General features: G+C 47.0%; 26 protein-coding genes and 2 tRNA genes. 15 read left to right on the forward strand and 13 right to left on the reverse strand.

Going from position 1 to position 22,844, the window contains the following annotated elements:
- Positions 1 to 56 precede the first annotated feature (56 nt).
- Complete coding sequence (locus MCUP_RS02210; protein ID WP_013737036.1) at positions 57 to 2,255, reverse strand: STT3 domain-containing protein; 2,199 nt, start codon at positions 2,253 to 2,255, stop codon at positions 57 to 59.
- A 91-nt stretch (positions 2,256 to 2,346) separates the two neighbouring features.
- On the opposite strand from MCUP_RS02210, the gene MCUP_RS02215 reads away from it, so the two are divergent.
- Genes MCUP_RS02215 through MCUP_RS09825 form a run of 4 tightly spaced genes read left to right on the forward strand, consistent with a single transcriptional unit; the run spans position 2,347 to position 3,755 of the window.
- Entirely contained in the window at positions 2,347 to 2,634 is a 288-nt protein-coding gene (locus tag MCUP_RS02215; RefSeq protein ID WP_013737037.1) for a 50S ribosomal protein L44e, read from the forward strand.
- A complete protein-coding gene (locus tag MCUP_RS02220; protein ID WP_013737038.1) occupies positions 2,631 to 2,828 on the forward strand; it encodes a 30S ribosomal protein S27e in 198 nt (65 codons plus the stop codon). Before MCUP_RS02215 ends, MCUP_RS02220 begins: the two co-directional genes overlap by 4 nt.
- Position 2,829: 1 nt before the next feature.
- Positions 2,830 to 3,597 (forward strand): translation initiation factor IF-2 subunit alpha, encoded by a 768-nt coding sequence (locus MCUP_RS02225; RefSeq protein WP_013737039.1) that lies wholly within the window; start codon positions 2,830 to 2,832, stop codon positions 3,595 to 3,597.
- Complete coding sequence (locus MCUP_RS09825) at positions 3,594 to 3,755, forward strand: RNA-protein complex protein Nop10 (RefSeq protein ID WP_013737040.1); 162 nt, start codon at positions 3,594 to 3,596, stop codon at positions 3,753 to 3,755. Before MCUP_RS02225 ends, MCUP_RS09825 begins: the two co-directional genes overlap by 4 nt.
- 119 nt (positions 3,756 to 3,874) lie before the next feature.
- Here the strand turns inward: MCUP_RS09825 and MCUP_RS02230 are convergent, their stop codons facing one another.
- The gene (locus MCUP_RS02230) at positions 3,875 to 4,768 is read right to left on the reverse strand and encodes an ornithine cyclodeaminase family protein (RefSeq protein WP_013737041.1); all 894 of its coding nucleotides are present in this window, start codon (positions 4,766 to 4,768) and stop codon (positions 3,875 to 3,877) included.
- A 145-nt stretch (positions 4,769 to 4,913) separates the two neighbouring features.
- Here MCUP_RS02230 and MCUP_RS02235 point away from each other — a divergent pair.
- Together MCUP_RS02235 and MCUP_RS02240 are read left to right on the forward strand one after the other, a co-directional pair.
- Positions 4,914 to 5,000: transfer RNA gene (locus MCUP_RS02235), tRNA-Ile, on the forward strand.
- A 182-nt stretch (positions 5,001 to 5,182) separates the two neighbouring features.
- Positions 5,183 to 7,516 carry a protein kinase domain-containing protein gene (locus tag MCUP_RS02240; protein ID WP_148230889.1) on the forward strand — a complete coding sequence of 778 codons (2,334 nt, stop codon included), beginning with the start codon at positions 5,183 to 5,185 and terminating at the stop codon, positions 7,514 to 7,516.
- Positions 7,517 to 7,519: 3 nt separating this feature from the next.
- Here the strand turns inward: MCUP_RS02240 and MCUP_RS02245 are convergent, their stop codons facing one another.
- The 5 genes from MCUP_RS02245 to MCUP_RS02265 all read right to left on the reverse strand — a co-directional run bounded on the left by MCUP_RS02245 (position 7,520) and on the right by MCUP_RS02265 (position 11,125).
- The gene (locus MCUP_RS02245; RefSeq protein ID WP_013737043.1) at positions 7,520 to 8,020 is read right to left on the reverse strand and encodes a hypothetical protein; all 501 of its coding nucleotides are present in this window, start codon (positions 8,018 to 8,020) and stop codon (positions 7,520 to 7,522) included.
- Between the two features lie 123 nt (positions 8,021 to 8,143).
- Positions 8,144 to 8,593 (reverse strand): DNA replication protein Gins15, encoded by a 450-nt coding sequence (gene gins15 / locus MCUP_RS10255; RefSeq protein ID WP_502525929.1) that lies wholly within the window; start codon positions 8,591 to 8,593, stop codon positions 8,144 to 8,146.
- A complete protein-coding gene (priS, locus tag MCUP_RS02255; protein WP_048057394.1) occupies positions 8,580 to 9,557 on the reverse strand; it encodes a DNA primase small subunit PriS in 978 nt (325 codons plus the stop codon). Before priS ends, gins15 begins: the two co-directional genes overlap by 14 nt.
- Positions 9,517 to 10,248, reverse strand: coding sequence for a DNA polymerase III sliding clamp (locus MCUP_RS02260; RefSeq protein WP_013737047.1), 732 nt, complete (start codon positions 10,246 to 10,248; stop codon positions 9,517 to 9,519). Before MCUP_RS02260 ends, priS begins: the two co-directional genes overlap by 41 nt.
- A gap of 112 nt (positions 10,249 to 10,360) precedes the next feature.
- Positions 10,361 to 11,125: a PRK13768 family protein gene (locus tag MCUP_RS02265; RefSeq protein ID WP_013737048.1), complete on the reverse strand. Its 765-nt coding sequence runs from the start codon at positions 11,123 to 11,125 to the stop codon at positions 10,361 to 10,363.
- Between the two features lie 51 nt (positions 11,126 to 11,176).
- Here MCUP_RS02265 and prs point away from each other — a divergent pair, with 51 nt between their 5' ends.
- The 3 genes from prs (at position 11,177) to MCUP_RS02280 (ending at position 13,959) form a co-directional block, all read left to right on the forward strand.
- Positions 11,177 to 12,049, forward strand: a complete 873-nt coding sequence (gene prs / locus MCUP_RS02270) for a ribose-phosphate diphosphokinase (RefSeq protein WP_013737049.1) — start codon at positions 11,177 to 11,179, stop codon at positions 12,047 to 12,049.
- Positions 12,046 to 12,963 carry a TRM11 family SAM-dependent methyltransferase gene (locus MCUP_RS02275; RefSeq protein WP_013737050.1) on the forward strand — a complete coding sequence of 306 codons (918 nt, stop codon included), beginning with the start codon at positions 12,046 to 12,048 and terminating at the stop codon, positions 12,961 to 12,963. Before prs ends, MCUP_RS02275 begins: the two co-directional genes overlap by 4 nt.
- A 120-nt stretch (positions 12,964 to 13,083) precedes the next feature.
- On the forward strand, positions 13,084 to 13,959 hold the full coding sequence (locus MCUP_RS02280; RefSeq protein ID WP_013737051.1) for a ribonuclease Z: 876 nt from the start codon (positions 13,084 to 13,086) through the stop codon (positions 13,957 to 13,959).
- On the opposite strand, the gene MCUP_RS02285 is transcribed toward MCUP_RS02280, so the two are convergent.
- Together MCUP_RS02285 and MCUP_RS02290 are read right to left on the reverse strand one after the other, a co-directional pair.
- Positions 13,943 to 14,374: an RNA-binding domain-containing protein gene (locus MCUP_RS02285; RefSeq protein WP_013737052.1), complete on the reverse strand. Its 432-nt coding sequence runs from the start codon at positions 14,372 to 14,374 to the stop codon at positions 13,943 to 13,945. The two genes, MCUP_RS02280 and MCUP_RS02285, sit on opposite strands and share 17 nt — an antisense overlap.
- Positions 14,371 to 14,874, reverse strand: a complete 504-nt coding sequence (locus MCUP_RS02290; RefSeq protein ID WP_013737053.1) for an AAA family ATPase — start codon at positions 14,872 to 14,874, stop codon at positions 14,371 to 14,373. The genes MCUP_RS02285 and MCUP_RS02290 overlap by 4 nt, the downstream gene beginning before the upstream one ends.
- Positions 14,875 to 14,937: 63 nt before the next feature.
- Between MCUP_RS02290 and thpR the strand changes: the two genes are divergently transcribed.
- The 3 genes from thpR to MCUP_RS02305 are packed head-to-tail and all read left to right on the forward strand — an operon-like array spanning position 14,938 to position 17,310.
- On the forward strand, positions 14,938 to 15,525 hold the full coding sequence (gene thpR / locus MCUP_RS02295; RefSeq protein ID WP_013737054.1) for an RNA 2',3'-cyclic phosphodiesterase: 588 nt from the start codon (positions 14,938 to 14,940) through the stop codon (positions 15,523 to 15,525).
- Positions 15,488 to 16,732 (forward strand): CCA tRNA nucleotidyltransferase, encoded by a 1,245-nt coding sequence (gene cca / locus MCUP_RS02300; RefSeq protein WP_013737055.1) that lies wholly within the window; start codon positions 15,488 to 15,490, stop codon positions 16,730 to 16,732. The genes thpR and cca overlap by 38 nt, the downstream gene beginning before the upstream one ends.
- Entirely contained in the window at positions 16,720 to 17,310 is a 591-nt protein-coding gene (locus MCUP_RS02305; RefSeq protein WP_013737056.1) for a serine/threonine protein kinase, read from the forward strand. Before cca ends, MCUP_RS02305 begins: the two co-directional genes overlap by 13 nt.
- On the opposite strand, the gene MCUP_RS02310 is transcribed toward MCUP_RS02305, so the two are convergent.
- Entirely contained in the window at positions 17,297 to 17,503 is a 207-nt protein-coding gene (locus tag MCUP_RS02310) for a hypothetical protein (protein WP_013737057.1), read from the reverse strand. The two genes, MCUP_RS02305 and MCUP_RS02310, sit on opposite strands and share 14 nt — an antisense overlap.
- 170 nt (positions 17,504 to 17,673) lie before the next feature.
- On the opposite strand from MCUP_RS02310, the gene MCUP_RS02315 reads away from it, so the two are divergent.
- From MCUP_RS02315 to MCUP_RS02325, 3 genes are all read left to right on the forward strand, one after another.
- Positions 17,674 to 17,770 (forward strand) — tRNA-Pro (locus MCUP_RS02315).
- Between the two features lie 61 nt (positions 17,771 to 17,831).
- A complete protein-coding gene (locus tag MCUP_RS02320; RefSeq protein WP_193363704.1) occupies positions 17,832 to 18,524 on the forward strand; it encodes a TatD family hydrolase in 693 nt (230 codons plus the stop codon).
- A 5-nt stretch (positions 18,525 to 18,529) separates the two neighbouring features.
- Positions 18,530 to 19,261: an SDR family NAD(P)-dependent oxidoreductase gene (locus MCUP_RS02325; RefSeq protein WP_013737059.1), complete on the forward strand. Its 732-nt coding sequence runs from the start codon at positions 18,530 to 18,532 to the stop codon at positions 19,259 to 19,261.
- A 24-nt stretch (positions 19,262 to 19,285) separates the two neighbouring features.
- On the opposite strand, the gene MCUP_RS02330 is transcribed toward MCUP_RS02325, so the two are convergent.
- The 3 genes from MCUP_RS02330 to hpaD are packed head-to-tail and all read right to left on the reverse strand — an operon-like array spanning position 19,286 to position 22,568.
- Positions 19,286 to 20,140, reverse strand: coding sequence for a fumarylacetoacetate hydrolase family protein (locus MCUP_RS02330; protein ID WP_013737060.1), 855 nt, complete (start codon positions 20,138 to 20,140; stop codon positions 19,286 to 19,288).
- A 5-nt stretch (positions 20,141 to 20,145) separates the two neighbouring features.
- The gene (locus MCUP_RS02335; RefSeq protein ID WP_013737061.1) at positions 20,146 to 21,627 is read right to left on the reverse strand and encodes a 4-hydroxyphenylacetate 3-hydroxylase family protein; all 1,482 of its coding nucleotides are present in this window, start codon (positions 21,625 to 21,627) and stop codon (positions 20,146 to 20,148) included.
- Positions 21,624 to 22,568 carry a 3,4-dihydroxyphenylacetate 2,3-dioxygenase gene (gene hpaD, locus MCUP_RS02340; protein ID WP_013737062.1) on the reverse strand — a complete coding sequence of 315 codons (945 nt, stop codon included), beginning with the start codon at positions 22,566 to 22,568 and terminating at the stop codon, positions 21,624 to 21,626. Before hpaD ends, MCUP_RS02335 begins: the two co-directional genes overlap by 4 nt.
- Positions 22,569 to 22,844 lie beyond the last annotated feature (276 nt).

The following is a 22,844-nucleotide window of genomic DNA, read 5'->3' on the forward strand; positions in this document are numbered from 1 at the left end:
GTTTGACTACCGTTGTATACAAGTCACTCCAGTGAAGTTCCCTTATAGAAAAAGAGTTAACTTACTACCCCAGGTTGGACGAACTGATAGACTAAAACCATGATGTAAACCTGATACTGCCCGTTTTGGTACAAAGGATACATGGATATGTAGGCAGGTTGGAAGTACGTCATCCTAACCTGAGGAAGGGGTGTACCGAAGTTCACTCCGCTCTGAGTTATGCTCCCTGTGAAAGGTGCGATCACCGGGAAACCCTGGACTTGAAGGCCCTCAACGAACATGTTAACTATAAGCGACTGATAAGCCCTGCTGGTCCACGCGAACGAAAAGGAGTTACCAACCAAGCCTACCAGCTGCTGGGCTAAGGTGGGGTCTGAGGAGAACTCGTTGGCTATCTGAACCTCAGTTTGATTCAGTAGGCTCTCGTTTATGTAATCCTGGATTGGGTAACCCGCTATAACGGTCATTGCGCCCATAGCCTTACCTATGTCCCCTAAGCTTGAGGTGTAACCTAGGAACTGGCCTCCTAAGTTAGTTGGATAGCCTATGAAGGCGTACCCTTTATAGATGGTGACCGCATCGTAAGCCACAACGTAGGTAGGTATCGTGTAGTTGGGGTTACCGTATGGGTAGACGTGAAAGTCCCTCTCCAAAACGTTAGCTGCGAAACTTTCGTTATTCAGGAAGATCTCAGCCATGAGCTTTATCTGAGTTCCGTTAAGCGTGTTGTTCTCATCTATCACCGTCTTGTTACCAACCACTTCTATCCAATATCCGTAGTCCCACCAGCTCAACACGAAGGCGTGAGGGGAGGTTTGGGTCCTCAGCCAATCTAGAGCTGAGATCCAAGCGTAGTTGGGAATGGGATAGGGAGACGCGGAAGTGACTATGGCGTTAGGTGTGTTGCTAGCGACTATGGCGGAGCCCGCGTCTGCAACTAGTGATATCCCGACGACCGCCAATAGCAGGATAGGTGCTACCCTTATCCTAGCCTGCTTAAGCTTCGTGATCACGTACGCTATGCCTACCCCAGCTAAGGGCGCGATCATGTACTCAGTGTAGTTGAAAAGATAAGGTTGCTCTGAGGTCCCGTAGACGCTCGCGACGCCCAGAATAAGGAGCCACAACCCAGCCAGGTTGCCCTCCCTTATGAAGTAGTACATCCCAATCACAGATAGGAACAGAGCGACCCCGAAATCTAACAACATGGAGGTTATAGACTGAGGTATGTACTCCGCCACAGTCTTGTCTATGGGTACGGTAATCTGATAGAAGGGATCAACTATAGCGTAGTACCTTGAAGGTATGGGCGTTACCCTCAGCGCTGAAAGTAAGTCCATTGCCAAGACGAATATGAGGACTATTATTGAGGTTAGAATTAAGGGCCTCAAGAGGTTTTGTTTGCTTAACAACTTCTTCAGGTAGAGGTCTGCAAAGAGAAGGAGAGATATGAAGACCAATGAGAGCCCGTGAGCTGTCCCAGAGAGGAAACCTATGTTAGCCGGGGATAGGGAGGTCAAGAACGCTGTGAACACTCCCATCAAAGTGAAGGACTTAGCCGTTATCTCGTCGTTCCTGTTGAGGAGAATCAAAAGGAAGGCCGCCGCCAAGAGACTTATGTCAATGTAAGTGTAACCTCCCCAGGATATCTCAGCTAAGAAAAGAGGTACGGACGCGATTGCCCCATAAGTTGGCTTCCTCCTCTCTATTGCTAAATTTAAGAGATAAATTGAAAATAGTACGAAAACCCCACCCCAGGAGGTCTTTGGAAGGCCTCCTATCAAGTTCTTATAGGTCAGGGCGGGAGATAACGCTATCATTAGTGAAGCTAATATGGCCCCTATCCTGCTCTTAGTTAACCCTTCCACAGCTAGGTAACTAGCTACCACCCCTAGGCCGGCCAACGCTAGGTCCATGAATAGAACTACCGTGTACACGGCGTTCTCTCCGAAAGCAGAGTAAAAGGGTAAAGAAAGCAAAGCCGCGATGAGAGGCAGACCTATCACGTTATCTAACTCAATGAAGTATCCCGACGGGAACCAAGAGTGAACGTCTGGCGGAACCGCGTACCAATTCCCGTGAGCTTGAGCTATGAGAACTGCGTTATAGAAAAGGTACCATGAGTCGAAACCGTTAATTGAGAGCGGATAGTTAGCGCTCAATCCCCTTATTAGGATAGATATGGAAGCTATTCCCACTAAGGCTAACGTGTCAATTAAATTGAACTTTCTAAGCAGATCTCTCTTAACTGCCATTGGATTGCAATGCAAAATATAATAATTAAGCTTAATCCAAGCCTCAGTCAGGTAGAGATGGACTTTTTAACTCAATCTATCATCTTCTCTCATGAAGTTCCCCAAGCTAGTCAAGGCTTACTGCCCTAAGTGCAAGACGCACACGGATCATAGCGTTTCAATATATAAGGGAGGGAAGAGGAGGACCCTCTCTGAGGGACAGAGAAGGTACGACAGGAAAAACCTAGGTTACGGTAGCACGAGAAAGCCAGAACAGAAGAGGTACGCTAAGGTGACGAAGAAGCAGGTCTTAACTTACAAGTGTCAAAAGTGCGGCTACACCATAATGAAACGTGGTAGGAGAGTTAAGAAACTCGAGTTGGTTGAGGTGATCAAATGAGGAAAATCAGGGTTCTAATCCCCGAACCCGCAAGTAGGTTCGTTAGAGTAAGGTGCACTAACTGCAACAACGAGCAGGTGGTCTTCTCTAACTCAACTTTCCCAGCGAGGTGTCTCTCCTGCGGTACGCAACTGGTCTACCCGCAGGGAGGGAAAGCAAAAATAGTCGGGGAGACATTAAGACAGCTAGGTTAAAATGATATACAACAGGTATCCCTTACCTAGGGAAGGTGAAATTTTAATAGCTACCGTAAGGAAGGTTTTCGATTACGGTAGCTACGTTACGTTAGACGAGTATGGAGGCTTGCAGGCTTACCTCCCTTGGAGCGAGATAAGCACCAGATGGGTTAAGAACATAAGGGATGTGGTGAAGGAGGATAGGAAGGTAATAGTTAAGGTAATAAGGGTCGACAGGAGAAAGGGCACGGTTGACGTCTCGTTAAAGAAGGTAAACGATGACGATAGGAAAAAGAAGAACGCTCAGTGGAAGAGGTTACAGAAGCTCGATAAGATCCTAGAGATCGCATCCCAGAAACTTAAGAGACAGGAAAAGGAGGCGTGGGAACAAGTGGCGTGGAAACTTGAGGAGAAGTACGGCGACGCCTTTGAGGCTTTGCAGAAGGCCTCTAAGGAGGGGGAGAACGTCCTACTTGAGGCTGGGGTTCCAGAGATCTGGATTAAACCCGTACTGGAGGAGGCCTCAAAGCACGGGGAGGAAAAGAAGGTGAAGGAAAGCAAAGTTGTCCTCCTTAGGACGACCGACCCTAACGGAATAGAGAAGATTAAGAAGGTCTTCGATCTGGACGAGGAGGAGACTAAGATATTTACTATAGGCGCCCCAAGGTATAGGGTTGAGGTTTCTGGAACTGACGTTAAGGCAGTGGCTCAGAAGTTAGAGGAGGTCGTTCAAAAGATATTGGAGAGGGCTAAGAACGAGGGGATAAGCGCGGAGGTGGCTAAATGAGGCTCATGAGGAGGTGTCCCGAAGACGGACGTTACACTCTTAAACAGACCTGCCCTAGGTGTGGTAGGCAGACCTTACCGGCTCATCCGCCCAGGTTCTCCCCAGTGGACAGGATGGTTAAATATAGGATAATTTCCAGGAGAGGTAGAGCGTGCTAACGAAAGGGCTCAGCGCTGCAGTGTGTCTTCACCTATCGAGCCGCCCATCGCTCCTCACAGCCCTCACCGGATTTAGCATTGATGGGTATTAAGCGCTCTCTAAGCCACGCCTTTAAAGTTCAGATCGCGTTCTTTATTGCGTAATATGAAGCTAAGTTATCCTGCACGGAGACGCCTACGGATTTGAAAATTGAAGGCCTCTCGACCTTTAAATCACGTTCTACGACCTCGCCTAACTCAAGGACTCTAGCCTTGAGGACCCCACTTTCGCTCATTTGTATGTAATCCCCGCTCTCGGAGGAGACGGCCTGGAGAGAATCAACGATGAAGGTCCTCGCCCTCTTCCCGGTCTCATCGTCCAGCTCTCTAGCCTCAGGGGTGTGAGCCCCTATGCTCACTACGTGGAAGCCCTCCTTGAGCAAACTCCCCTTCACTACAGGCGAGCTAGAGGAGGTGGTGGCGAAAATTACGTCCGACTCCTTAAGTAGCGAGTCCAGATCAACTGCCTCAACTTCCAACCTCTTGGACAGCTCTAAGTGACTCCTCCTAGCCGAGACCAGGATCCTTGAGGTAGAGAGGTAACCCCTCGCTATCCTAATGTGAAACTCAGCCTCTTGCCCAGCTCCTATCACCCCTAGAACGTCCACTTTCCTCCCGAAGGCTAACTCAGTGGAGAGCACTGAAGTCGCTGCAGTTCTTATTGCAGTGAGGGTCGCACCTGGTAGAATCGCTATGGGTTCAGCGGTGTCCGGCGACATGGCCAAAACCGACCCGTTCACAGCTGGTAACCCCCTGCTCTTATTTCCTGGAATCACCGCCACAACCTTAACTGTGAAGAGATACTTAGTTCTACAAGGCATTACCCCCCACCAATCTTCGCCAAATGTCATGACGGTCCTTTGAGGCGAGTGTACCTCCCCTCTGAAGAGTAGGGAGAAAGCCTCTCTCATGGCTGAGACCGCCTTCTCTGGAGTTAAGGCTTGGACTAGCTCCTGATCAGTTAAGACTCTCATGGGATTTAATTCTCATTAAAGACTAATAACGCATTCAGTCTCAGATAAGGGCTCTCCTCTCGTGTGAAAACTAAAGGGTCCCTTAACTCCTCGAGAGCAAAAGCTTTAAATGAATTCGCATTAAATCTAACTTCGTTGAATCTAAGGGCCCGTAGCTTAGCATGGTTAGAGCGCCCGGCTGATAACCTTGTCAGATACCGGGAGGTCGAGGGTTCAAATCCCTCCGGGCCCATCATTTCTATAAATCTTATAGAAGTTCACAACGTAAAAAGAAGGACTTGAGAAGACGAAATGAACTTAAGGAACGTGATGTGACCCAAGGCCCAAACGTTGTTTAACCTCTAAGACTTGCGCCGAATCCCAAACTCGAAAGGCTGTTCAAGTTTTATTAGATAACCCTGAGTAGAGGACATGATGAGTCAGAGACTTTTAGCCAAATGGTCGACTTCACTTAAAATAGTAGGCGCTATAGAGGCGATAACTATAGCCTTCTTAAGCTTGTCAAAGGACTCGCCTCAGACTCTCCTCTACACCCCTCTTACGTTCCTTACTCTCCTATCTTTGGGTTCCGTGCTTAAACATAGCTTAAAGACCTACGGGCTCATCGTTTCAGTCTCTACAGTTTTCCTTTTTTCCGAAACGATGGGAGACCTTTCAATGAATGTGAACCAATTGAACGTGAAAGCCCTAGCCTCGATACTAGCCTCAGTTTTACTTATCATTATCTCGTTTCTGCTCTACTTTCACAAGGGTACGTGGAAAACTTTCGTAGTGAGTTCCCTACTTTACCTTCTGCTGGTCTTCCCTTTAATTTGGATTGCCTTCTTTGGATTTGAAAATTACGTTCACCCCATTTTAAATCTCTGGGCGTCTATAGAAAATTCGCCGTCGTTCCCCACCTACGCCTCAATATCGCTCCTAGGACTGATCGCGTTCCTCATGTTGAGCTACTCCCCTGGAGTGAAACCGTTCCAAAGCTTCAGATCAGTAGGATTAACTTATCCCTCCATAATTCTAATTTATTCTGCCTCAGCTCTTCTCAATCAGGAGCTCTCTTTAAACTTGACAACCATGTTCCCGTCAAACGTAACAATCACGTTCCCACCGCTCCTTTGGCTTGCCGTAATATCATTGATTTCCATTCCCCTTTCTCTATCTAGCTTAAAGGACAGACCCCTAGTCCTAGGTCTGAGCTTGGCCTCTGCATCTTTCGCAGCGAGCGCGCTCATCTTCATATTGAGCAAACTTGTCTTCACGTCTGGATACGACTACGTCATTCCCCTCCTTCTCACGTCCTCAGGCGGATCTGTAATACCCAGGGGTATAACCGACCCAGATAAGGTTAAATCGCGCCTGATCTCTGTCCTAAAACAAGGTAACTACGGCAGCGCTAGAAGGTATGTAAATTTTCTCAATTCGATAGGCGTAACCCCGACTGAACTGGTCTGTCAGCTCTCAAGGGAAGGCAATTGCGAGGCCTCTTTATGGCTTGCATCAAGCTATAAGGTTGAATACGACTCGTGCGGAGACCTAAAGGCGTTAGTTAACTGTATCTTGGCAACAGGTAAATTTCCTCGCGACGTGAGCCAGTTGCTCGTAGCGCTCGAAAGGAGGGATAGACTTACCGCTGAGAAGCTAGCGGGTCTAGTCCTGGCCAAGACGAACGACGAGAGAACCAGGGAGATGGCTAGAAGGTTAATATCAACGCGGAAAGTTGAAGAGAGGGTCGATTTGCCTTCCCTTTCAAATTGGGACCCTTCGCTTTGGATCAACAGGGAGCTATACGGTTATCAAGTGAGGTCCTTCGTTGGAAAGGGAGGTACTGCTTACGTATTTTTGACAGAGAGAGGGGGAGCGAAATACGCGATGAAGATCCCGTTACTTACAGCTTCATCTAACGCGGAGAGGACTAGATTGAGCAAGTCGACTTTCACTGATCTAGCTGGAGAGTCATCCAAGCTTCAGGAGATTTCAGCTAAGACGGACGACATGGTGACCCTTTACGGTATATTCGTTGACAGGACAACGATCAAAGAGATCCTGTCCGGAAACCTTGAGCTTTACCTTAAGTCCCCACCTGCGATGGTAATGGAGTACATGGAGGGAGGAGATGCCGAGTCCATTTTGAGCAATCAGAACGTGTTCCACTCAGCTCAATGGGAGAGAATAGTGGCGTTCATACTTTTGAAGGTGGCTAATGCGCTGAGCGTTGTTCACTCAGAAGGGTACGTTCATCTAGACGTTAAAACTAAGAACGTGTTCTTCACCTCTAACCCTGGAAGTACGGGCGGTGAGGTGTTGCAGAGCTTGTTGACAGGAAGGGTTAAAGTGAAACTGGGTGACTTAGGGGCGTCTAGGAGAGTAGGTGGAACCATAGATCAGTACACGCCAGAGTATTGCCCCGTGGATCAAGTGGAGGCAATGTTAAACCGTGGCGGCGCTAGCCCAAAGATGGATGTGTTCTCCCTGGGGGCTACGGGATATAAACTGCTCACTGGAAGGGCCCTTAACCCAGTGAACGTGATCAACCTGATGGATAAGGCGGTGGAGGATTACGTGGAGAAGAGGGATTACAAGCAAACGTTAGCGCAGGCTTCACTAAACTATCAGAGGTTCTACATGACGTTAAGCCTTAAAGATGTAAACCAAGATCTAGCTAAACTAATCAAGGAAATGGTTAACCCTGACCCAACTAGAAGGCCCTCAGCCCACCAAGTGGTATCTGCGCTGAGTTCAACGTTGAGGTGAGACCTAGCCTTCCCTCTCAAGGTATTGGCTTAAGGCAGAAACGATGAGGTTTTCCTGGTAAGCAGTTAAACTTTTGCCATAATAAAACATGTCCGCCTCAGAGTAGCCCCGATGAACTATGATTGTGATCGTACCGTTCCCTTTAATCAATTGTGTGTAGTTAGAACTCACCACGTTTTTCAGGTTGAGCACAACTACCCAGCCGTGATAGTTCGTCCCGTTGAAGTACTCAACTATCCCTGAGCTGACCTGGGAAGGCTGATATATCCCTACGCCTAACGTAAAGAGATAAGTTGTGTACCTTTCACCGTTTAATTGGCTTACTACAACTGTGCCGTTGCTAACTACGAAAGGCCCGCTGTTCTGTAATATAGACCCTGGACCGAGAGTTGAGTTAATGAAGCCTTGACTTAAGGGCAACGAGGGTTGAAAATGAACGGAGAGGAAAAACGCCACTAAGATGACGCCAACCAGCGCCGCTGGTATCCAGATCTTCAGATTCATATGCGAACAGTTAGGAACAAAGAATTAAGCGTTATCCTTAGACGCGTTGGGTAGAGTTCAATTGTCTCCCACGTATGAGACCTCAGAGGGGAACGTTAAATAAAAGTTTCAATTGAACATAATCTACGAGTTAACCTCACACGGTTTAACGTAACCCGCCAACCGTAGAGCCAAAGCCTTATTGAGACCTACCATCACGTAGTCCCCTTCATTAAACGTCTTACCGTTCAAGATTAGCTTAGACTTAACCTCACATAAAATCTTACCTTCTTTACTAACGTAAGATCCGGTGATGTACTTCACGTAAGTTTCCCTCATTATGGATATAACGTCGTTTTGCCACGAGTCGAAACTTCCCCTCATTTCCTTATTTTCTACGGCTTTCATCAGCCTGATCTCAAAAAGGGAATCGGCAATGTCAGAGTAAACCCTTATCTCCGCGTTGTGAATGTTGTCCTTGTACTTATATCTAAGACCCTTAAAGATAGAGGCTATAGCCTCAATTTCCTGGGTGGTAACCGTCTGCGGATCGTCGTCCTTGATTTCCCTAGAGAGAATCTCATCTAGCGTAATAGCTCACCTCCCCCAAGCCCTTTGAGTAGGCGAATATTGCGTAGCCTGCCGTCATGGAGATCGGCTCACCCTTATTTAGATAAAACTTTGTATCAATCAAGGTGAACTCCCCGCTTATAAACGGATATAGAACTGCCCTTCCCTTGAATGGGGAAAGAGAAATGTCGTAAACGAACTCTTCCATTTCCTTAACTAAAAGGGAGCTCTTTCCGTGGACAGACCCAGGTATCCTGATCAACCTATGGATGTCCACAGTAACCTGCTCATCTACCTCAACTCCCTTAGTTCTCAAGATCCTCCCCGCCCATCCTGGGTCTCCCTCATGTCCCTTAAATGGGACACCCTCTCCTGAGACGTACCTCACTATCTCTTTCCTGTCCTCAGAGTCCATTAGGGCGCATTCACCGCTACACTCAACGAGGACGTGAAAGCCCCTGTTCCCTGAGAAAAATATCCTGGGTTTAAGATCGAAGTCTTCCCTGAGGATCTCAGCTAGCACGTTAGCTAGCTCCCAAGTCCTCTTGAGGCAATCTACGCTGATCTCTACGTACTCCCTTGCATCCACACCGTGCTCTTGACACTTACCTCCGATCACCTCCTTTCCACAAACCGGGCAGAAGACTATTTTCCTAGTTTCGCACAGGTGATCCGCATCTAGGTCAAACTGAAGGTCGGAGCCCATCCAACCTTTCTCCTCCATATCCCTTGCTGTCGGTCTTTGATATTTGGCTGAGGAGTAGAAAAGGTGAGCCGGAACGTCCTGAACTAGGGCCTGTCTGAGCTCCTGCAGGGAAGAGAAGGAGAGGTGCCTCACGTAACTCCCACTATCCATGGGTTGATAAGCGAACTCCCTTAATTCCATGTCAAAGGGTAAGGATAGCTCAGCTCTCTCATAGTACTCCCTGTATAGCATCCTGACGATTTTATTCTGCCCTTGGGGCGATGTAGAACTCACCGTAACCATCCTGAGGTAACTCGAACCTCAATTTAAGCGGTAATTGAGTCCCGAAGTTTAACTCAACCACGTCTGAGGAGTCCCTCATGTTAACTGTTTTCTCTAGGTAATCGAGACTGTAAGTGCTTTTCGCCTCACTTCCTGAAGCCTCTAGAAGTCCGGAGTCCTCCGTTAGCTCAATCTTAGAGGAACCTATATCACCTTCCACTGAGATCACTAGTTTCCCTTCCTCAAACGAGAGCGTAACTGTTTTACCTAAATCGCTCAGGACTCGCATGACCTCAGAGAAGGTGGAGGTCAACATCTTAACTTTGGCGTTTAGCTCGAGCTGCAAAGAGGGATATGTTCCCTCCTCTCCGGAAAGGATGGGAAGCACGAACGTCCTCTCGAACTCTCCGTCCAACGTGACGTACAGCGAGCTTTCCTTCAACTCGAAGGTTAAGCTGTCGTTCTTCCTGACGCTGGAGAGCGAGTCTATCAGGTCTTGTAACTTAACTGTTAACAGGTCTTTCTCTCCGCTCTCATACTCGTGGAAGTACCCTTTAGGTATGAACAGGTTTACTAACGTAACCCTAGAGGGATCCACTCCTCTTATCTTTATCCCCTCCTTAGTCCCTACGAGCGTAACGTCTGGCATGAACTCCGCTAGCGTTCTGAAGATTGACGTTACGGAGTTGGCGTCGATAACCTTGAATCTCATGATTCAATGATTTAGGACTTAGAGTTAAAAACCAAATGGTCTTTTAGGGTTTGGGCGCAGAGGGATTCGCTTAACCTCACGGTTTAGATTAGTTTCCTCGTCGTTCTCAAGGTCAAAGTCTACTGTTGTTCTCCTCCGTTTCGAAATCCTCACCCCCAGCCAGAATCCTTTGTATTAGCGCATACAACTCGTCAAAGCCTTGTCTAGTTTGAGACGAGACGGGAAGGGGTGGGACCTCTAAGCTCTCCATCAATGTCCTCACCAGCTCAAAGGAGTAGTCGTCTATCGTCCCTAAGCTGTCCAATAGGTTCTCTCCTTCGCCCCAACTTGTAACCCTCTCTAATTCCTCCTTGCTTAGCAGATCCGTCTTTGAGAGAACGTTAACTTGAGGGGTACCCAATCTGAACCTGACCGAACTTGAGAGGAGTAACAAAGAGACGTAACTTCTACTTTCCTTAGCTAAGAATGAGTCCATGAGGAACACGTTGACGCTCTTGTTGTCCCCAACTAAAAGGGAGGAGAAGGTCCTCCCACTATCCCTATAGGCGAAGAGCTCAATTTGACCGGGAGTGTCAACCAGAACGTAGTTCGACTCTATGTTCCCTAAATCGCTTTTAATCTCCGTAGCCTTAGTCAGAAGGAGATCTATTGATACGATGAGGGATGAGTTAGGTCCTAATCCAAACCTCTGCATTACGTCCCTAGAATCGATGTAATCTCTTACGTCAAAGTCGGGTACGTAAGGAAGGGACTCAACGGCAGGATCCATGTTAACTATTGAGGCGTCCATCTCTTGGTCCAGAAGGTAATCTTGGAACTCCTTAACCATGGTAGTTTTCCCGGAACCAGCCGTCCCAACGAAGAAAACGTAATACATGAGTGAACCTCCTCGCTTAACCTTTAAAACTTCACGTGCACTCTTTCATTAATGATTGTCTTAGGTGGAACCGCAAGCAACGGAATAGATGAAAGGCTTTCAAAGATAATAGGAGCTAAGTTAGTTAAGGTTGAGCATAAGGTTTTCCCAGATGGAGAGTCTTACATAAGGGTGCCGAGCTCCTTAGCTGGAGAGGAAGTCATACTGGTCCAAACGACACAGCCCCCTCAAGATAAAAACCTGATAGAGCTCTTTTTAACTATCGAGGCGATAAAGGACGTTGGTGCAACCAAGGTTACCGCGGTAGTTCCCTATCTAGCTTACTCAAGGCAGGACAGAAGGTTCTTAGACGGTGAGGCAATAAGCGTAAAAACTATCCTAAACCTCATTCACTCTCTAGGTGCTTCAACGTTTATCACTGTTGAACCTCACCACCCTGAATCGTTAAGTTACTTCCCAGGAGAGGTTAAGGTCGTAGACCCTCTCCCCTCCTTGGCTAGAGAGATAGCCAAGGTCGTGAAAAGACCTTTCGTACTCGGTCCTGATAGAGGGGCTGCCGGAAGGGCGGAGAGGCTGGCCAGGGAGTTGAACTGTGATTTCTCGTACTTAGAGAAGGAAAGAGATAGGCGAACGGGAGAGATAAAGGTAAGAGGTGTAGGCTTACCGTCATTAAAGGGGTTTGACGTGATCTTAGTGGACGACATAGTGAGCACGGGTGGTACGCTACTTGAGGCGAGTAAGATCGCTTACTCCTTAGGAGCGGAGAGCGTGAACGTCGTGGCGGCTCACATGCTTCTAGTTAATGGGGCTCTTCAGAAATTGAAGCAAGCTAACGTAAAGGAAATAATAGGCTCTAACTCGGTAGTTCCAAAAGAGAGAGTCAACCTTGTTGACATATCAGATCAAATAGCTGTGAAGTTATGAAATACGCCAAGATAAGCAACGATGAGAGTTTCGCCTCAATGGCGGAGCTCCAAGCTCTGGCAAATCAGGAGGTCCACTTCCTGACGGGTGTAGGGCTCTATGCGATACCGGTTCAAGGGGTGGCTAGAAGATCTTCAACCGTAAAGGTCTCAGGAGAGGTAATTGCGATCTCTCATGACCCTAAAGAGATAAACGATTCTATAAGGGGAAAATGCTTCTCCATATACCCAGACGTTATCCTTGGAAAGGATAAGGACCTGTTTAACTCGCTTTATTTGGAGTCCTTAAGGGGGGTTAGGACCTCCAGGTCCTGCCCTAAGTTGGACCTGATATTCACGGACGGTGTTATCTTGGCCGGACTCAGAGAGGAGGAAAGGGATAACCGAAGCTTAGTTTTACACTCTAAGAAACCGTTCTCGCAATCAGGCACAATGGATCCCTACACCTCTAGATTGATGGTTAACTTATCAAGGCCAAAAGGTAAGGTTTTAGATCCGTTTCTAGGGCTGGGATCAATCCTGATCGAAGCGAGATGGTTAGGGAACCAATGCGTTGGATTGGACGCGGACGTGAAGATGATTAATAAAGCGAAGATAAACCTAGATTATTTCAACTACGTTTGCGAGGTAGCACAGGGGTCTGCCACAAGCTTGCCGATAGAAGGGAAGTTCACGATAGTGACAGACCCTCCTTACGGCAGGTCAAGTAACGCTAAGGGAGTCAAACTCCTCGACCTCTATCAGGGGTTCCTCTCTGAGGTAGCAGAAATACTAGACGGAAGGCTTGTCTTCGCGGCGGACTCGAGCGTGGACTGGCGAGATACGATAAGGTCTGCTGGATTGAGAACTAGATGTGTGCACTTCCTCTATGAGCACAAGAGCCTCTCTAGGGCAATCTATGTAGTTGAGAGATGATTTCTAAAATAGAGATCTGAAGGGCTTAAAAAGTGAAACGAGCAGTGTAAGCATGAGATTTCATAGATAATCTCTTTAAATTCCGACATGAAGAGCTTGATCATGCTTTAGGGAGGCCAAATGATAAAGGTTTACTTCATAGGAACTGGAGGAGGTGCTCCCTCGAGGAGGGGTCTACCAGCTTACTTAGTTAAGAAGGACGGGTTCTCCATGCTCATGGATTGCGGAGAAGGGACTCAAATAACCATGATCAAGAACTCAATAAATATAATGAGAGTTAACCTCATAGCGATAACTCACCTTCACGCGGATCACGTATTAGGTTTGCCCTCTCTTATTCAAACCATGGGGATGTACGATAGGAAGGAGAAGCTGTACTTGATGGGACCTGAGTCCCTTAAGGAGTTCCTGAAGGTATCGTTTGAGCACACTTACTTTAGACCCGGTTTCCCAATAGAGTTCGTTTCAACCTATGAGGATAAAAAGGTCAGGGTAAGACCTTTCAAGACATGCCACGTTGTTCCGTCTCAGGGCTTCCTGGTTGAAGAGATCGATTCGATCAACTTAGACGTTGAGAGGCTGAAAAGAGAAGGGATAACGGATTGGAGAGTAATGAGGGAATTGAAAGGAGGTAGAGAGGTTAAAGTGGGGGAGAGGACTCTCAAATCGGAAGATTACCTTGTAGTGAAGAGGGGTGTGAGGTTAGCATATACCGGGGACACTAGACCATGTGATTCGGTTATTAATTCAGCAAAAGGCGTTGATCTCCTACTTCACGACTCCACGTTTGAGGATGGAATAGACGCCTCAGAGTACGGTCACTCCACCTCCAGCGAGGCCGCTCTCGTAGCTAGGGAGGCTGAGGCTAGGAGGTTAGCGTTGATTCACATAAGTTCTAGATATAAGAAAACCGACGAGATGCTCAAACAAGCTAGAAAGATCTTCCCCATGTCCTTCGTCCCGGAGGATCTATCTTTTCTCAATCTTCGGGTGTAGGGTTGTCCCAAAGAGGCCTCCCCTTAGAGGTCCTAGGGGCTAACCAGTCTATTATAGCCTCAAGGTCCTTATGAAATATTGTGAAGGTTATCGGTCCCAGAGGGGACTCCCTCTCATCGTCCACGAAAGTCACCCTACCGACGAAGGCCGCCTGCTTATGTAACATGAACTGCAGCCTGTCATCCTGTAGACCTCTCCTCAAGTATTTCCTAGCTGCGTCCAATATCCTTTCCTCCCTTAATGCCCTGTGAAGCTTAGACAGGCTAGAGAGTTCGTCAGATTCAGCCACTATCACCCTATATCTATCCTGGTCTATATGTAGAGACTTGAAAGTGAAGAAGTTAGCTATCGCCACCTTAACTTTATCGTCGTCCTCAGAAGGTCTTATCTCCGCCCTTACCACTACCCTAGTCAACTTATCTTCCCCAGGATCTCTAACGCTCTCCTCTTGAACTCCTCCTCGGTGGAGTCGTTGACTATAACGACGTCGGCCAAAGCTATGACGCTCCCTATACCTAGCGATAACTCCTCTAAGTCCCTTCTTCTGAGGTCCTCGTCTCTCACAGAGTCGTCTGACCTCATCCTCCTCTTCATCCTCTCATATCTTAACTTGGGAGGCGAGTGAACCGCAACAACTAATGGGTTTCCTAATCTAGAGAACTCCTCCACCTCAGCTAGATTTCTAACCCCATCGAAGGCTACCTTTTCCGTGCTCCCCCTTATCTCCTCTATGCTTAGCCTAGCAACTATTCCTTCGCCGTATATCTCTCTCAACCTTTTGGCGTAATCCATCAGTCTCTCACCGTGCCTAGCATCCTTCTCGTACCTCTTTCTAACTGACTCGCTCATAACTATGACAGAGAATCCCCTCTCTCTGAGGATTGAGGAGAGAAGGGACTTGCCGGAACCAGGCATCCCGGTGATTAGAAGGACTTTAATTGTAGACCACCTAACCTTAGGACTGAGGGGTTAAAAAACGTGAGGTTGTTCATTGGGGTACCAGTACGTGACGCACCGTGGTTACGAGAGGCCTTAAGTTCGGTAGAGAGGACCGGAGCGGACGTAAAGCTAGTTGATCCTCAAAACGTTCATATAACGCTGGCCTTCCTAGGAGAGGTAAGGGAGGACAAACTGGAGCTCGTTAAGGAGTCGTTAGACGAGCTCGAATTTCAGAGGTTCAATGTTGGGTTCCGAGGTTTTGGAGCTTTCCCAAGCATATCAAGACCTAGGGTCGTATGGATAGGTATTACTGAAGGATTCAACGAGTTGAAGAGGATAAGGACGTCTTTAGTCAGGTCACTGAGCTCTAAAAGGATAAGGGTGGAGGAGGAACAGTTCGTACCTCACCTGACCTTAGCTAGAGTTAAGGGGCCAAGAGGAGTGCTGGAGCTGGCTAAACTAGTTAGCGAGGCCTCAGATAAGGAGTTCGGTAGTCAGGAGGTAAACGAAGTTACGCTCTTCAAGAGCACGTTAACCCCTAAAGGTCCAATCTACGATCCCGTTCATAAGAGACTGGCTGGGGATAACTTTGAGCTACGAGGAGATAGTGACCGACGTACTTTCTAGGATTAAACCGGACGATCGGGATAAGAAGAGGATAGAGGAGTCGGTCTCCGTAGTAACGTCTAGGCTAAAGGACATGAACGTGGAGATTCACGGGTCTTTTAGAAAGGGGACTTGGCTTAAGGGAGACACTGACGTGGATTTGTTCGTCTTCTTCCCTAAGGAGGTTGGGAAAGACTACCTATCTAAGGATGGTCTAAGGGAGATCCTCGAGAGGCTCAAAGGACTGGACGTGAAGCTCGCTTACGCTGAACACCCTTACGTAATTGTCAATGTTAATAACGTGGAGGTTGACGTAGTGCCAGCGCTCAGAGTTGAAAACGGCAGTCAGGCGATAACTGCGGTAGACAGAACTCCTTTTCACACAGGCTACGTGACAAGTAAGCTCACCGAGGAAGGGATGGATCAAGTCAGGCTCCTCAAAAGGTTCATGAAGGGAATAGGAGTGTATGGAGCAGAGATCAAGATCTCAGGTTTCTCCGGCTACGTTTCTGAGCTACTCGTAATCTATTACGGCTCCTTTTTAAACGTGTTGAGGTCCAGCTCAAGCTGGAGACCTCCAGTTGAGCTCGTCCTAGAGGGTAAAAGCAGGGATTTTGACTCCCCTCTGGTGATCCCAGATCCTGTGGATCCTAAGAGGAACGCCGCAGCCGCAGTTTCCTTGAAGTCCATAGCTCTCTTCTCCTTGGCCTCAAGGTTCTTCTTGCGTGAACCTTCAATGGAGTTCTTCTACCCTTCATCCCCTCAGGACAGGGAGATATTAGGAGACGTATTAGTAACAGAATTGAAAGTAGATCAGTACGTAGACGATGTTCTTTGGGGGCAGATAAGAAGAAGCGTGGAGAGGATGAGAGCGAACCTGACCAACTCAGGTTTCGACGTGATCGACATAGGATGGTGTGAAGATGATACGATCAAGATCTTCGTTCAGGTTGAGTCTAGCGAGATAGGGAAGTACTACTTAGATCAGGGCCCTCCCTTCTACCTAGACAGCTCAATTGAGTTCATGAACTCTAACTATCACGTGTGGGTAGGGAACGACGGTAGGCTTTACGCAATAAAGAAAAGGAAGGAACTCGACCCGTTTAAAATAATTTTAGATTCTATTTCTCTTAAGTATAAATATTCTGCAAGTCAATACAAGCTTACGGAGGCGGAGGACGACTGTTCGAGGGCGTTCCTAAGGAAGAGGCCCCTTTGGTTGAGATAAGGGAGATGATCTATCCTAGATACTCCAAGGAGATAGAGGAGGAACTGAATTCGGAGGGGATAATTAGAGCTCACTCCTTCGGTAAAACTAGACTGGGGAAACTAAGCGTCTTGGGAAAGGGCAAGACGGGGGTAGTAGTTCTAACTGAAGATGGGAACGCCCTCAAGATTAGGAGGAGCGATTCCCCTAAGGAGAGTCTAGAACTCGAAGCCAGGATGCAGATTATGGCCGGAAATGCAGCCCCTAAAGTGCTAAAGTACGGTAAAAACTTCATCCTTATGGAATACGTGAGTGGAAGGCACCTAGAGAAAAGGGAGCCTATTAGCGTCTTAATTGACCTTATCAATAGGGCTTACTTTTTGGAACAAGCGGGTTTGGAACACAAGGAGTTGGTAACCCCTTGGAGAAACGTGTTAGTAAGTGGAGAAAGAACTTACATTATTGACTATGACTCGGTTTCCCTTAAGGAGAGGGCATTTAACGTTAATAAGATCTTAAACGCGTTCAACCTTAGGGACCTGGCAAGAGCCTACAAAAGAGGGGAGATGACTCTAGAAGAAATAGTTAAACGTATCTAGCCTTCTTTAGTTTAAGCCTCACAGTTATTTCATCAGAGGATGGGACTGTCAACTTTTTACCGCACTTAGGACATTTACCACCGTAAATTGAGCTGATCTCTGAGGGAGTTCTAACACCATAGAAGTCTTGACCCACTTTATTAAACGTATATAGGACGTGGTTACATCCCTTGCACTTATAAACAACTGCCAATTTTTACACCTAAGGAATCTAATATTCCTTTTTACTCTTAAAGTATAGGGACGTGATACGCGTTAAGAGAACCCGTAATTTACAGAGAAGAGATGGGGAGAGTTAACTGAAAGTGAATTGGTATTACTTGGAGTTTAACTTATAAATGTGGACAGTCTTAAGAGAAGAAGGGGGCCGTAGTCTAGCTTGGACTAGGATGCCAGCCTGGGGAGGAATCCCTAACCACCAGATCGCTGGTGGTCCCGGGTTCAAATCCCGGCGGCCCCACTCCATCAATTAAAGCGACTTTAGTCCTTGAATGCTCATTTTTATATATGCGTTCATCATTATTCACATGCTATTTGACGCCCATTGCCACTGCTCACAACTAAACAAGGATTACTCGGTTTTCACGGCTTCGGTCTCAATGGACCTTGAGACCTCCCTGGCAACGTTAAAAATGAAGGGGTTAAGAGGAGTAGGCATTCATCCGTGGAACGCTGGGAAAGTCAAGATAGATGAGGTAAAGAGACTTATCGAGAGAGCGGATTTCGTAGGAGAGGTCGGATTGGACTACAGGCTTTCCGAAGCAAGCAAAGAGGTTCAAAGGATGTACTTCGAGGAGTTCCTAGATTTCCCTGAGAAACCTGTTAACGTCCACGCCCTAGACGCCTGGGAGGACGCCTTCAACCTGGTTATAAAACATGAGATAAGGAGCGCTATATTCCACTGGTACACAGGACCATTGAACCTCTTGAAAGACATAGAGGGGGCCCAATATTTCATAACGATAAACCCTTCAGTGTCCTTTCAGGCCAAGCATCAAAAGGTAGTTGAGGTAGCTCCAACTAGGATCATACTAACTGAGAGCGACGGCGGTTACGTATATAAGGGAAAGCTCTTGGAACCAACTATGGTAACTGAAGCGTTAAAACAGATAGCGAGGATAAAGGGATTAGAGGTTAGACAGGTGGAGAGGATAGTTGAAGAGAACTTTAGGAGAGCTTTTTTGAACAACTCTAAAATACCATCCTCAACTTGATACATATGCTAGCGCTTGTAACTGGAGCCTCTAAGGGTATAGGATTCGAAACTGTGAAACTCCTGATGAGAGAGGGTTATGAGGTCGTCTCCACCTCTAGATCGATGCCCGAGCTCGGAGACCACAGGTTTAAGTTGGACGTCTCCAATAGAGACGAAGTTGAGTCCCTCATTAATAAAATAAGTCAAGAGATAGGACAAATAGACGTTGTTGTAAACAACGCTGGGTTTGGAATCTACGGTTCCTTCCTTGAGACTTCCCTAAGTGAGGAGGAGTATATGGTAAGGACGAACTTTCTAGGTCCCATTTACGTAACCAAAGCCGTATATAAAGATATGGTGAAAAGGAGATCCGGTTCTATTGTGAACGTAGTCTCGGAGGCCGCCTACGTCAACTCCCCTTTTCTACTTGTTTACTCATCCACAAAAGCTGGTTTAGCGAGCTTCACGAACGGGTTGTGGGTGGAAGCTAGAAAATATGGAATAAAAGTGAGCGGTGTGTATCCAGGACCAGTGAAAACTAACTTCTCCTCTCATCCCTCATTTAAGGGTAGGGAGATAACTCCTAAATTTTCCATCGAGCCTGAGAGGGTTGCTAAGGCTATACTTAAGGGGATAAAAACAGGAAAGAGGGAGATATACGTTCCTTCAAAGTTAAAATTAGACCCCTATTTCCTGAAGTTGGCTAACGTAATGCAAGACATAACTTACAGGTTAGTGGACAAGTTTAGTTTATAATCACGTTGTGACCAAAAATCAGTGTTAACTCCTCTCCACCCTAACGGGGTTCTCCAGTCTACCTATCTTTTCCACCTCTACCATTAGCGTAGATTCCACCGCTTCCAACTTGTACTCTGAAGCCTCTTCGACTCCCTTATACCCTATCGTACCGGTAGTTAGGACGCTAAGCCTTGGTACTGTTAAGACCTTTGATAACTCCACTAATAGCTCGTCCACACCGTATATCAACTCATCGCTGCTTCCGTCTTGAACCGACACTCCACCGTAAACGCTCCTCATCCTCAACCCAGATACATCATCTAGCTCATCAGTGGTCACTATCCAAGGTCCTAAAGGTGCGAAGGTGTCCCTGTTCTTGTTCCTGAAATGAGAGCCCCTAACTGGGATCTTCTTCACTTTCCCATCTGACGGATCTCTCCTGTACGCTAAGTACATATCGTTTTTCATCTCGCCAGGTGCAGTCACATCGTTAAAAACTGAGAAACCTAAGATCGACCGCTTAACCTCCTCCTTACTAGCCATCTTCAATGGCTTATTAACAACTACAGCTATCTCTACCTCAGGTCTAACCCCAGTAGGAGGAGCTAAGATAGCATCGTAAGGTCCTACCACTATCTGAGGTAGTTTAAGAAAGAACTTTGGCGAGCCTAGCATCTCCTTAGCTTCTTTCTTAGCTTCTACCCCTAACATTCTAGGGGAGTTAACCAGGGTACAAAATATAGCACTGGGCTCCATGGGTGCACTAAGCCTCACGTCGTCCAACTTGAGCTCCTCCCCAGTTTCTTTTCCAGCCAACTCATTGGTTAGTATAACCCTGTCTCCCTCGAGATATCCATACCCTCTCCTTCCAGACCTGATGAACGACACCAACTTCATTAAGCTCACGCTTTGGGGTTAGGCATCTGATCCATAACGTCCCTGACCATCTTGATTAACTCCTGCTTTCTATCCCTATAAACTTCCGTGTACATCTGAGCCCACCTTATCGTTGGATCTCCCCTGCTAAATCTGTCGTATTGCTCATATCTCATCCCAGTCTCTGAACCTATTGTATCCCACAATAAGTTAAACAGCTTCACCCTCTCTAAAGAAGGCAATCCCTTTGATGCCAGGTACCTGTCTAATAGTGCCCTCTCCTCGGGGTTCTCAAAGTCCTTTATTCCTGCCGGGACGGGTATCGATGAACCGGCGCTTATTGACCTTAGGATCTCATTTATCCTTGGTAGGGCTTTCATCCCCATGGAACTTATAGCAATTGAGATCTGGGGATTTGGTCTGTAAATCCCTGGGAGCTGCTCACCCAGCTCCTCTGATGCGACTAACGCAGATTCATACATTGCTAGGTAAATTAAGATCTCTCCTATCTTCTCTTGAACGTTAATGAAGTTGTTTATCCCCACGGCCTCCGCTATCGCTATGGCCAATCCCGCTAAGAACTTGGTTCTAGAGTAGTGTTGGATAACGAAGTGCCAGTTAAACCATCCTCTGAGATTGACGGTGTGCCACATGAACCCCTCTATCTCCTCCGGTTTCTTGTAAAATATCACCCTGTCCCACGGAACGAAAACGTTATCTAACACGAGGATAGCGTCGGGTTCCTCATACTTTGAGGTAACCGGATACTCGAACTCTCCGAACTCCTGTTTAGGATAAAATCCTCTCCTTGATATGAACTTAACCCCTTTGCTCTCAGTGGGGAGGGAAAAGAAAACCGCATATCTGGGGTCCGTATCCCTCCTTATGTTAGGTAAATACCATAGCCTCTCCGAGTAAGGACCTGCAGTAGATAGCATGGCCGCACCTCTAACGACTATCCCCTCAGAAGTCTCCTTAACCACTCCAACCTGAATATAAGGGTCCTCCCATTGTGATGGTGGCCTGGATCTATCGTACATTGGAGCTACTATAGCGTGAGTGTAGAACAGGTCCTGCTTAGCGGCTTCCTTGTATATCTCTATCACGTTCTCCATCATCTTGCTCCCAAAGACCTTCCCGAAGTAATCCTCAGCGTGAGCGTAGAACAGAGTGGTCCAAACGTTAAGGTAATCAGGGCTCCTACCAAAGAACCCTTTGTAGAAGTCATAGATCTTACTTATCCCTACCCTCAGCCTCCTTAACTCCTCCTTATTTCTAGGCCTGTAAAGGGTTACACTAGTTTCCTCCCCAACGTCTGGATTGTAAACCCTTAGATACTCCTTATACTCATCTTTCCAATGCAAATCGTAATAGTCTGCTACAGTGCTCACTGCCGCCTTGAAAGCTGGGCTTTCCGTTATGTCGTTTACCTTTTCCCCGTTATAGTATACCTCACCGTGATGTCCTTCTTTTATACTTTTCATGAAATCTGCTCCCTTTCTAATCAACTGTTCCACCCCCTTAATTTTCCCGTGATGTCCTCCACGGGGGTCCACTCCTTAAGCCAGGACTCCGGGACTTCCCTACCCCAGAAGTCCGATCTATACCTTAGTTTATCCCAGGTCCAAGCTATCGGCTTCCACTTATCGGGATCTAGAACCAGGTAATCTCCTGTGAATAACTCTATCCTGTTCTTATCTGGATCTCTGAAATATATGTAGAACCCCTGCGATACGCCATGTCTACCTGGTCCCCTCTCGATGCTATCCCACATTTGAGCTGAGGAAAGTATATCTGCTCCCCTTATGATATCTCTTACGTCGTGAACGTAGAACGTGGCGTGATGAAAACCAGGTACGTTCCTAGAGGCTTTAGCTATAGCTATTTCGTGAGAGTGACCTATCTTAGTCATCCACGATACCGTCTTCCTGTTATCCTTATCTAAGAAGTACTCAGTCTCGGTGAAGCCAAACACTTTAGCATAAAATTGAATCTCTGCCTCCAAGTCCCTCACCATGACGTTCACGTGATCGATTCTAACGGGAGTTGATCCCTTGTACTCGTGAAACCTCAACCTCATGTCTCCTACGTATTCCATGTCGTGATATAACAAGATGGGCAAACCTTGCGGATCTTCGAAAAGCAGAGCGTCTTCCACCCCCCTCTCCTTATGTCTTCTATAGTTCAACCCAAGTTCATCGAACTTCTCTCTCGCTAAGTCCAAAACCTCAGGTTTCCTAACCCTAAATGAAAAGTAGGACAGCCCGTTCGAATCGGCCTTCTTCAAGATTAAACTGTGATGTTGCCCCTCTTCTACCCCCCTAAGGTAAGCCTCGTTACCGTTCTTCTCAGTGAGCACAAAACCTAACAGGTCGCTGTAGAAGCGTACAGACCTGTCTAGGTCCGTAACCCTATACACCACATGAGAGACTCTAAGTATGTCTAGCATAAACTCCAATAGCCTGGATGTTTCTTAAACGATAAATGAAACAGATTTCAGCTTCACGCTTAAACACAACAACTTTCTCGAACCCGAGCAACAATCTGTTCAACTCAAGAGTTGTAACGTCTTCTGACCAGATGCGCCTGGATTTTGAGTTGAGACGAATTGACTTTCAGTCTCAATTAACTTAGTTGAGAGGTGATCATGGCGCAGTGACGAATAGCTCATTTAATGATTGGGATTTTCATCTGTTTAGTAAAAAATCAACTTTTCCTAGCTCAC

Origin of the sequence: Metallosphaera cuprina Ar-4 (genome assembly GCF_000204925.1) — an archaeon.
Lineage (GTDB): Archaea > Thermoproteota > Thermoprotei_A > Sulfolobales > Sulfolobaceae > Metallosphaera > Metallosphaera cuprina.

Excerpts from the sequence above, each read along its gene's own strand:
- priS (WP_048057394.1), bottom strand. The coding sequence starts at position 9,557 with ATGGTTACGGTGAGTTCTACATCGCCCCAAGGGCAGAATAAAATCGTC.
- MCUP_RS02260 (WP_013737047.1), bottom strand. The coding sequence starts at position 10,248 with ATGAGATTCAAGGTTATCGACGCCAACTCCGTAACGTCAATCTTCAGA.
- MCUP_RS02280 (WP_013737051.1), top strand. The coding sequence starts at position 13,084 with ATGATAAAGGTTTACTTCATAGGAACTGGAGGAGGTGCTCCCTCGAGG.
- MCUP_RS02245 (WP_013737043.1), bottom strand. The coding sequence starts at position 8,020 with ATGAATCTGAAGATCTGGATACCAGCGGCGCTGGTTGGCGTCATCTTA.
- MCUP_RS02275 (WP_013737050.1), top strand. The coding sequence starts at position 12,046 with ATGAAATACGCCAAGATAAGCAACGATGAGAGTTTCGCCTCAATGGCG.
- MCUP_RS02210 (WP_013737036.1), bottom strand. The coding sequence starts at position 2,255 with ATGGCAGTTAAGAGAGATCTGCTTAGAAAGTTCAATTTAATTGACACG.
- prs (WP_013737049.1), top strand. The coding sequence starts at position 11,177 with ATGATTGTCTTAGGTGGAACCGCAAGCAACGGAATAGATGAAAGGCTT.
- MCUP_RS02240 (WP_148230889.1), top strand. The coding sequence starts at position 5,183 with ATGAGTCAGAGACTTTTAGCCAAATGGTCGACTTCACTTAAAATAGTA.
- MCUP_RS02325 (WP_013737059.1), top strand. The coding sequence starts at position 18,530 with ATGCTAGCGCTTGTAACTGGAGCCTCTAAGGGTATAGGATTCGAAACT.
- MCUP_RS02225 (WP_013737039.1), top strand. The coding sequence starts at position 2,830 with ATGATATACAACAGGTATCCCTTACCTAGGGAAGGTGAAATTTTAATA.
- MCUP_RS02290 (WP_013737053.1), bottom strand. The coding sequence starts at position 14,874 with ATGCCTGGTTCCGGCAAGTCCCTTCTCTCCTCAATCCTCAGAGAGAGG.
- MCUP_RS02265 (WP_013737048.1), bottom strand. The coding sequence starts at position 11,125 with ATGTATTACGTTTTCTTCGTTGGGACGGCTGGTTCCGGGAAAACTACC.
- MCUP_RS02330 (WP_013737060.1), bottom strand. The coding sequence starts at position 20,140 with ATGAAGTTGGTGTCGTTCATCAGGTCTGGAAGGAGAGGGTATGGATAT.
- MCUP_RS09825 (WP_013737040.1), top strand. The coding sequence starts at position 3,594 with ATGAGGCTCATGAGGAGGTGTCCCGAAGACGGACGTTACACTCTTAAA.
- MCUP_RS02215 (WP_013737037.1), top strand. The coding sequence starts at position 2,347 with ATGAAGTTCCCCAAGCTAGTCAAGGCTTACTGCCCTAAGTGCAAGACG.
- MCUP_RS02230 (WP_013737041.1), bottom strand. The coding sequence starts at position 4,768 with ATGAGAGTCTTAACTGATCAGGAGCTAGTCCAAGCCTTAACTCCAGAG.
- MCUP_RS02220 (WP_013737038.1), top strand. The coding sequence starts at position 2,631 with ATGAGGAAAATCAGGGTTCTAATCCCCGAACCCGCAAGTAGGTTCGTT.
- hpaD (WP_013737062.1), bottom strand. The coding sequence starts at position 22,568 with ATGCTAGACATACTTAGAGTCTCTCATGTGGTGTATAGGGTTACGGAC.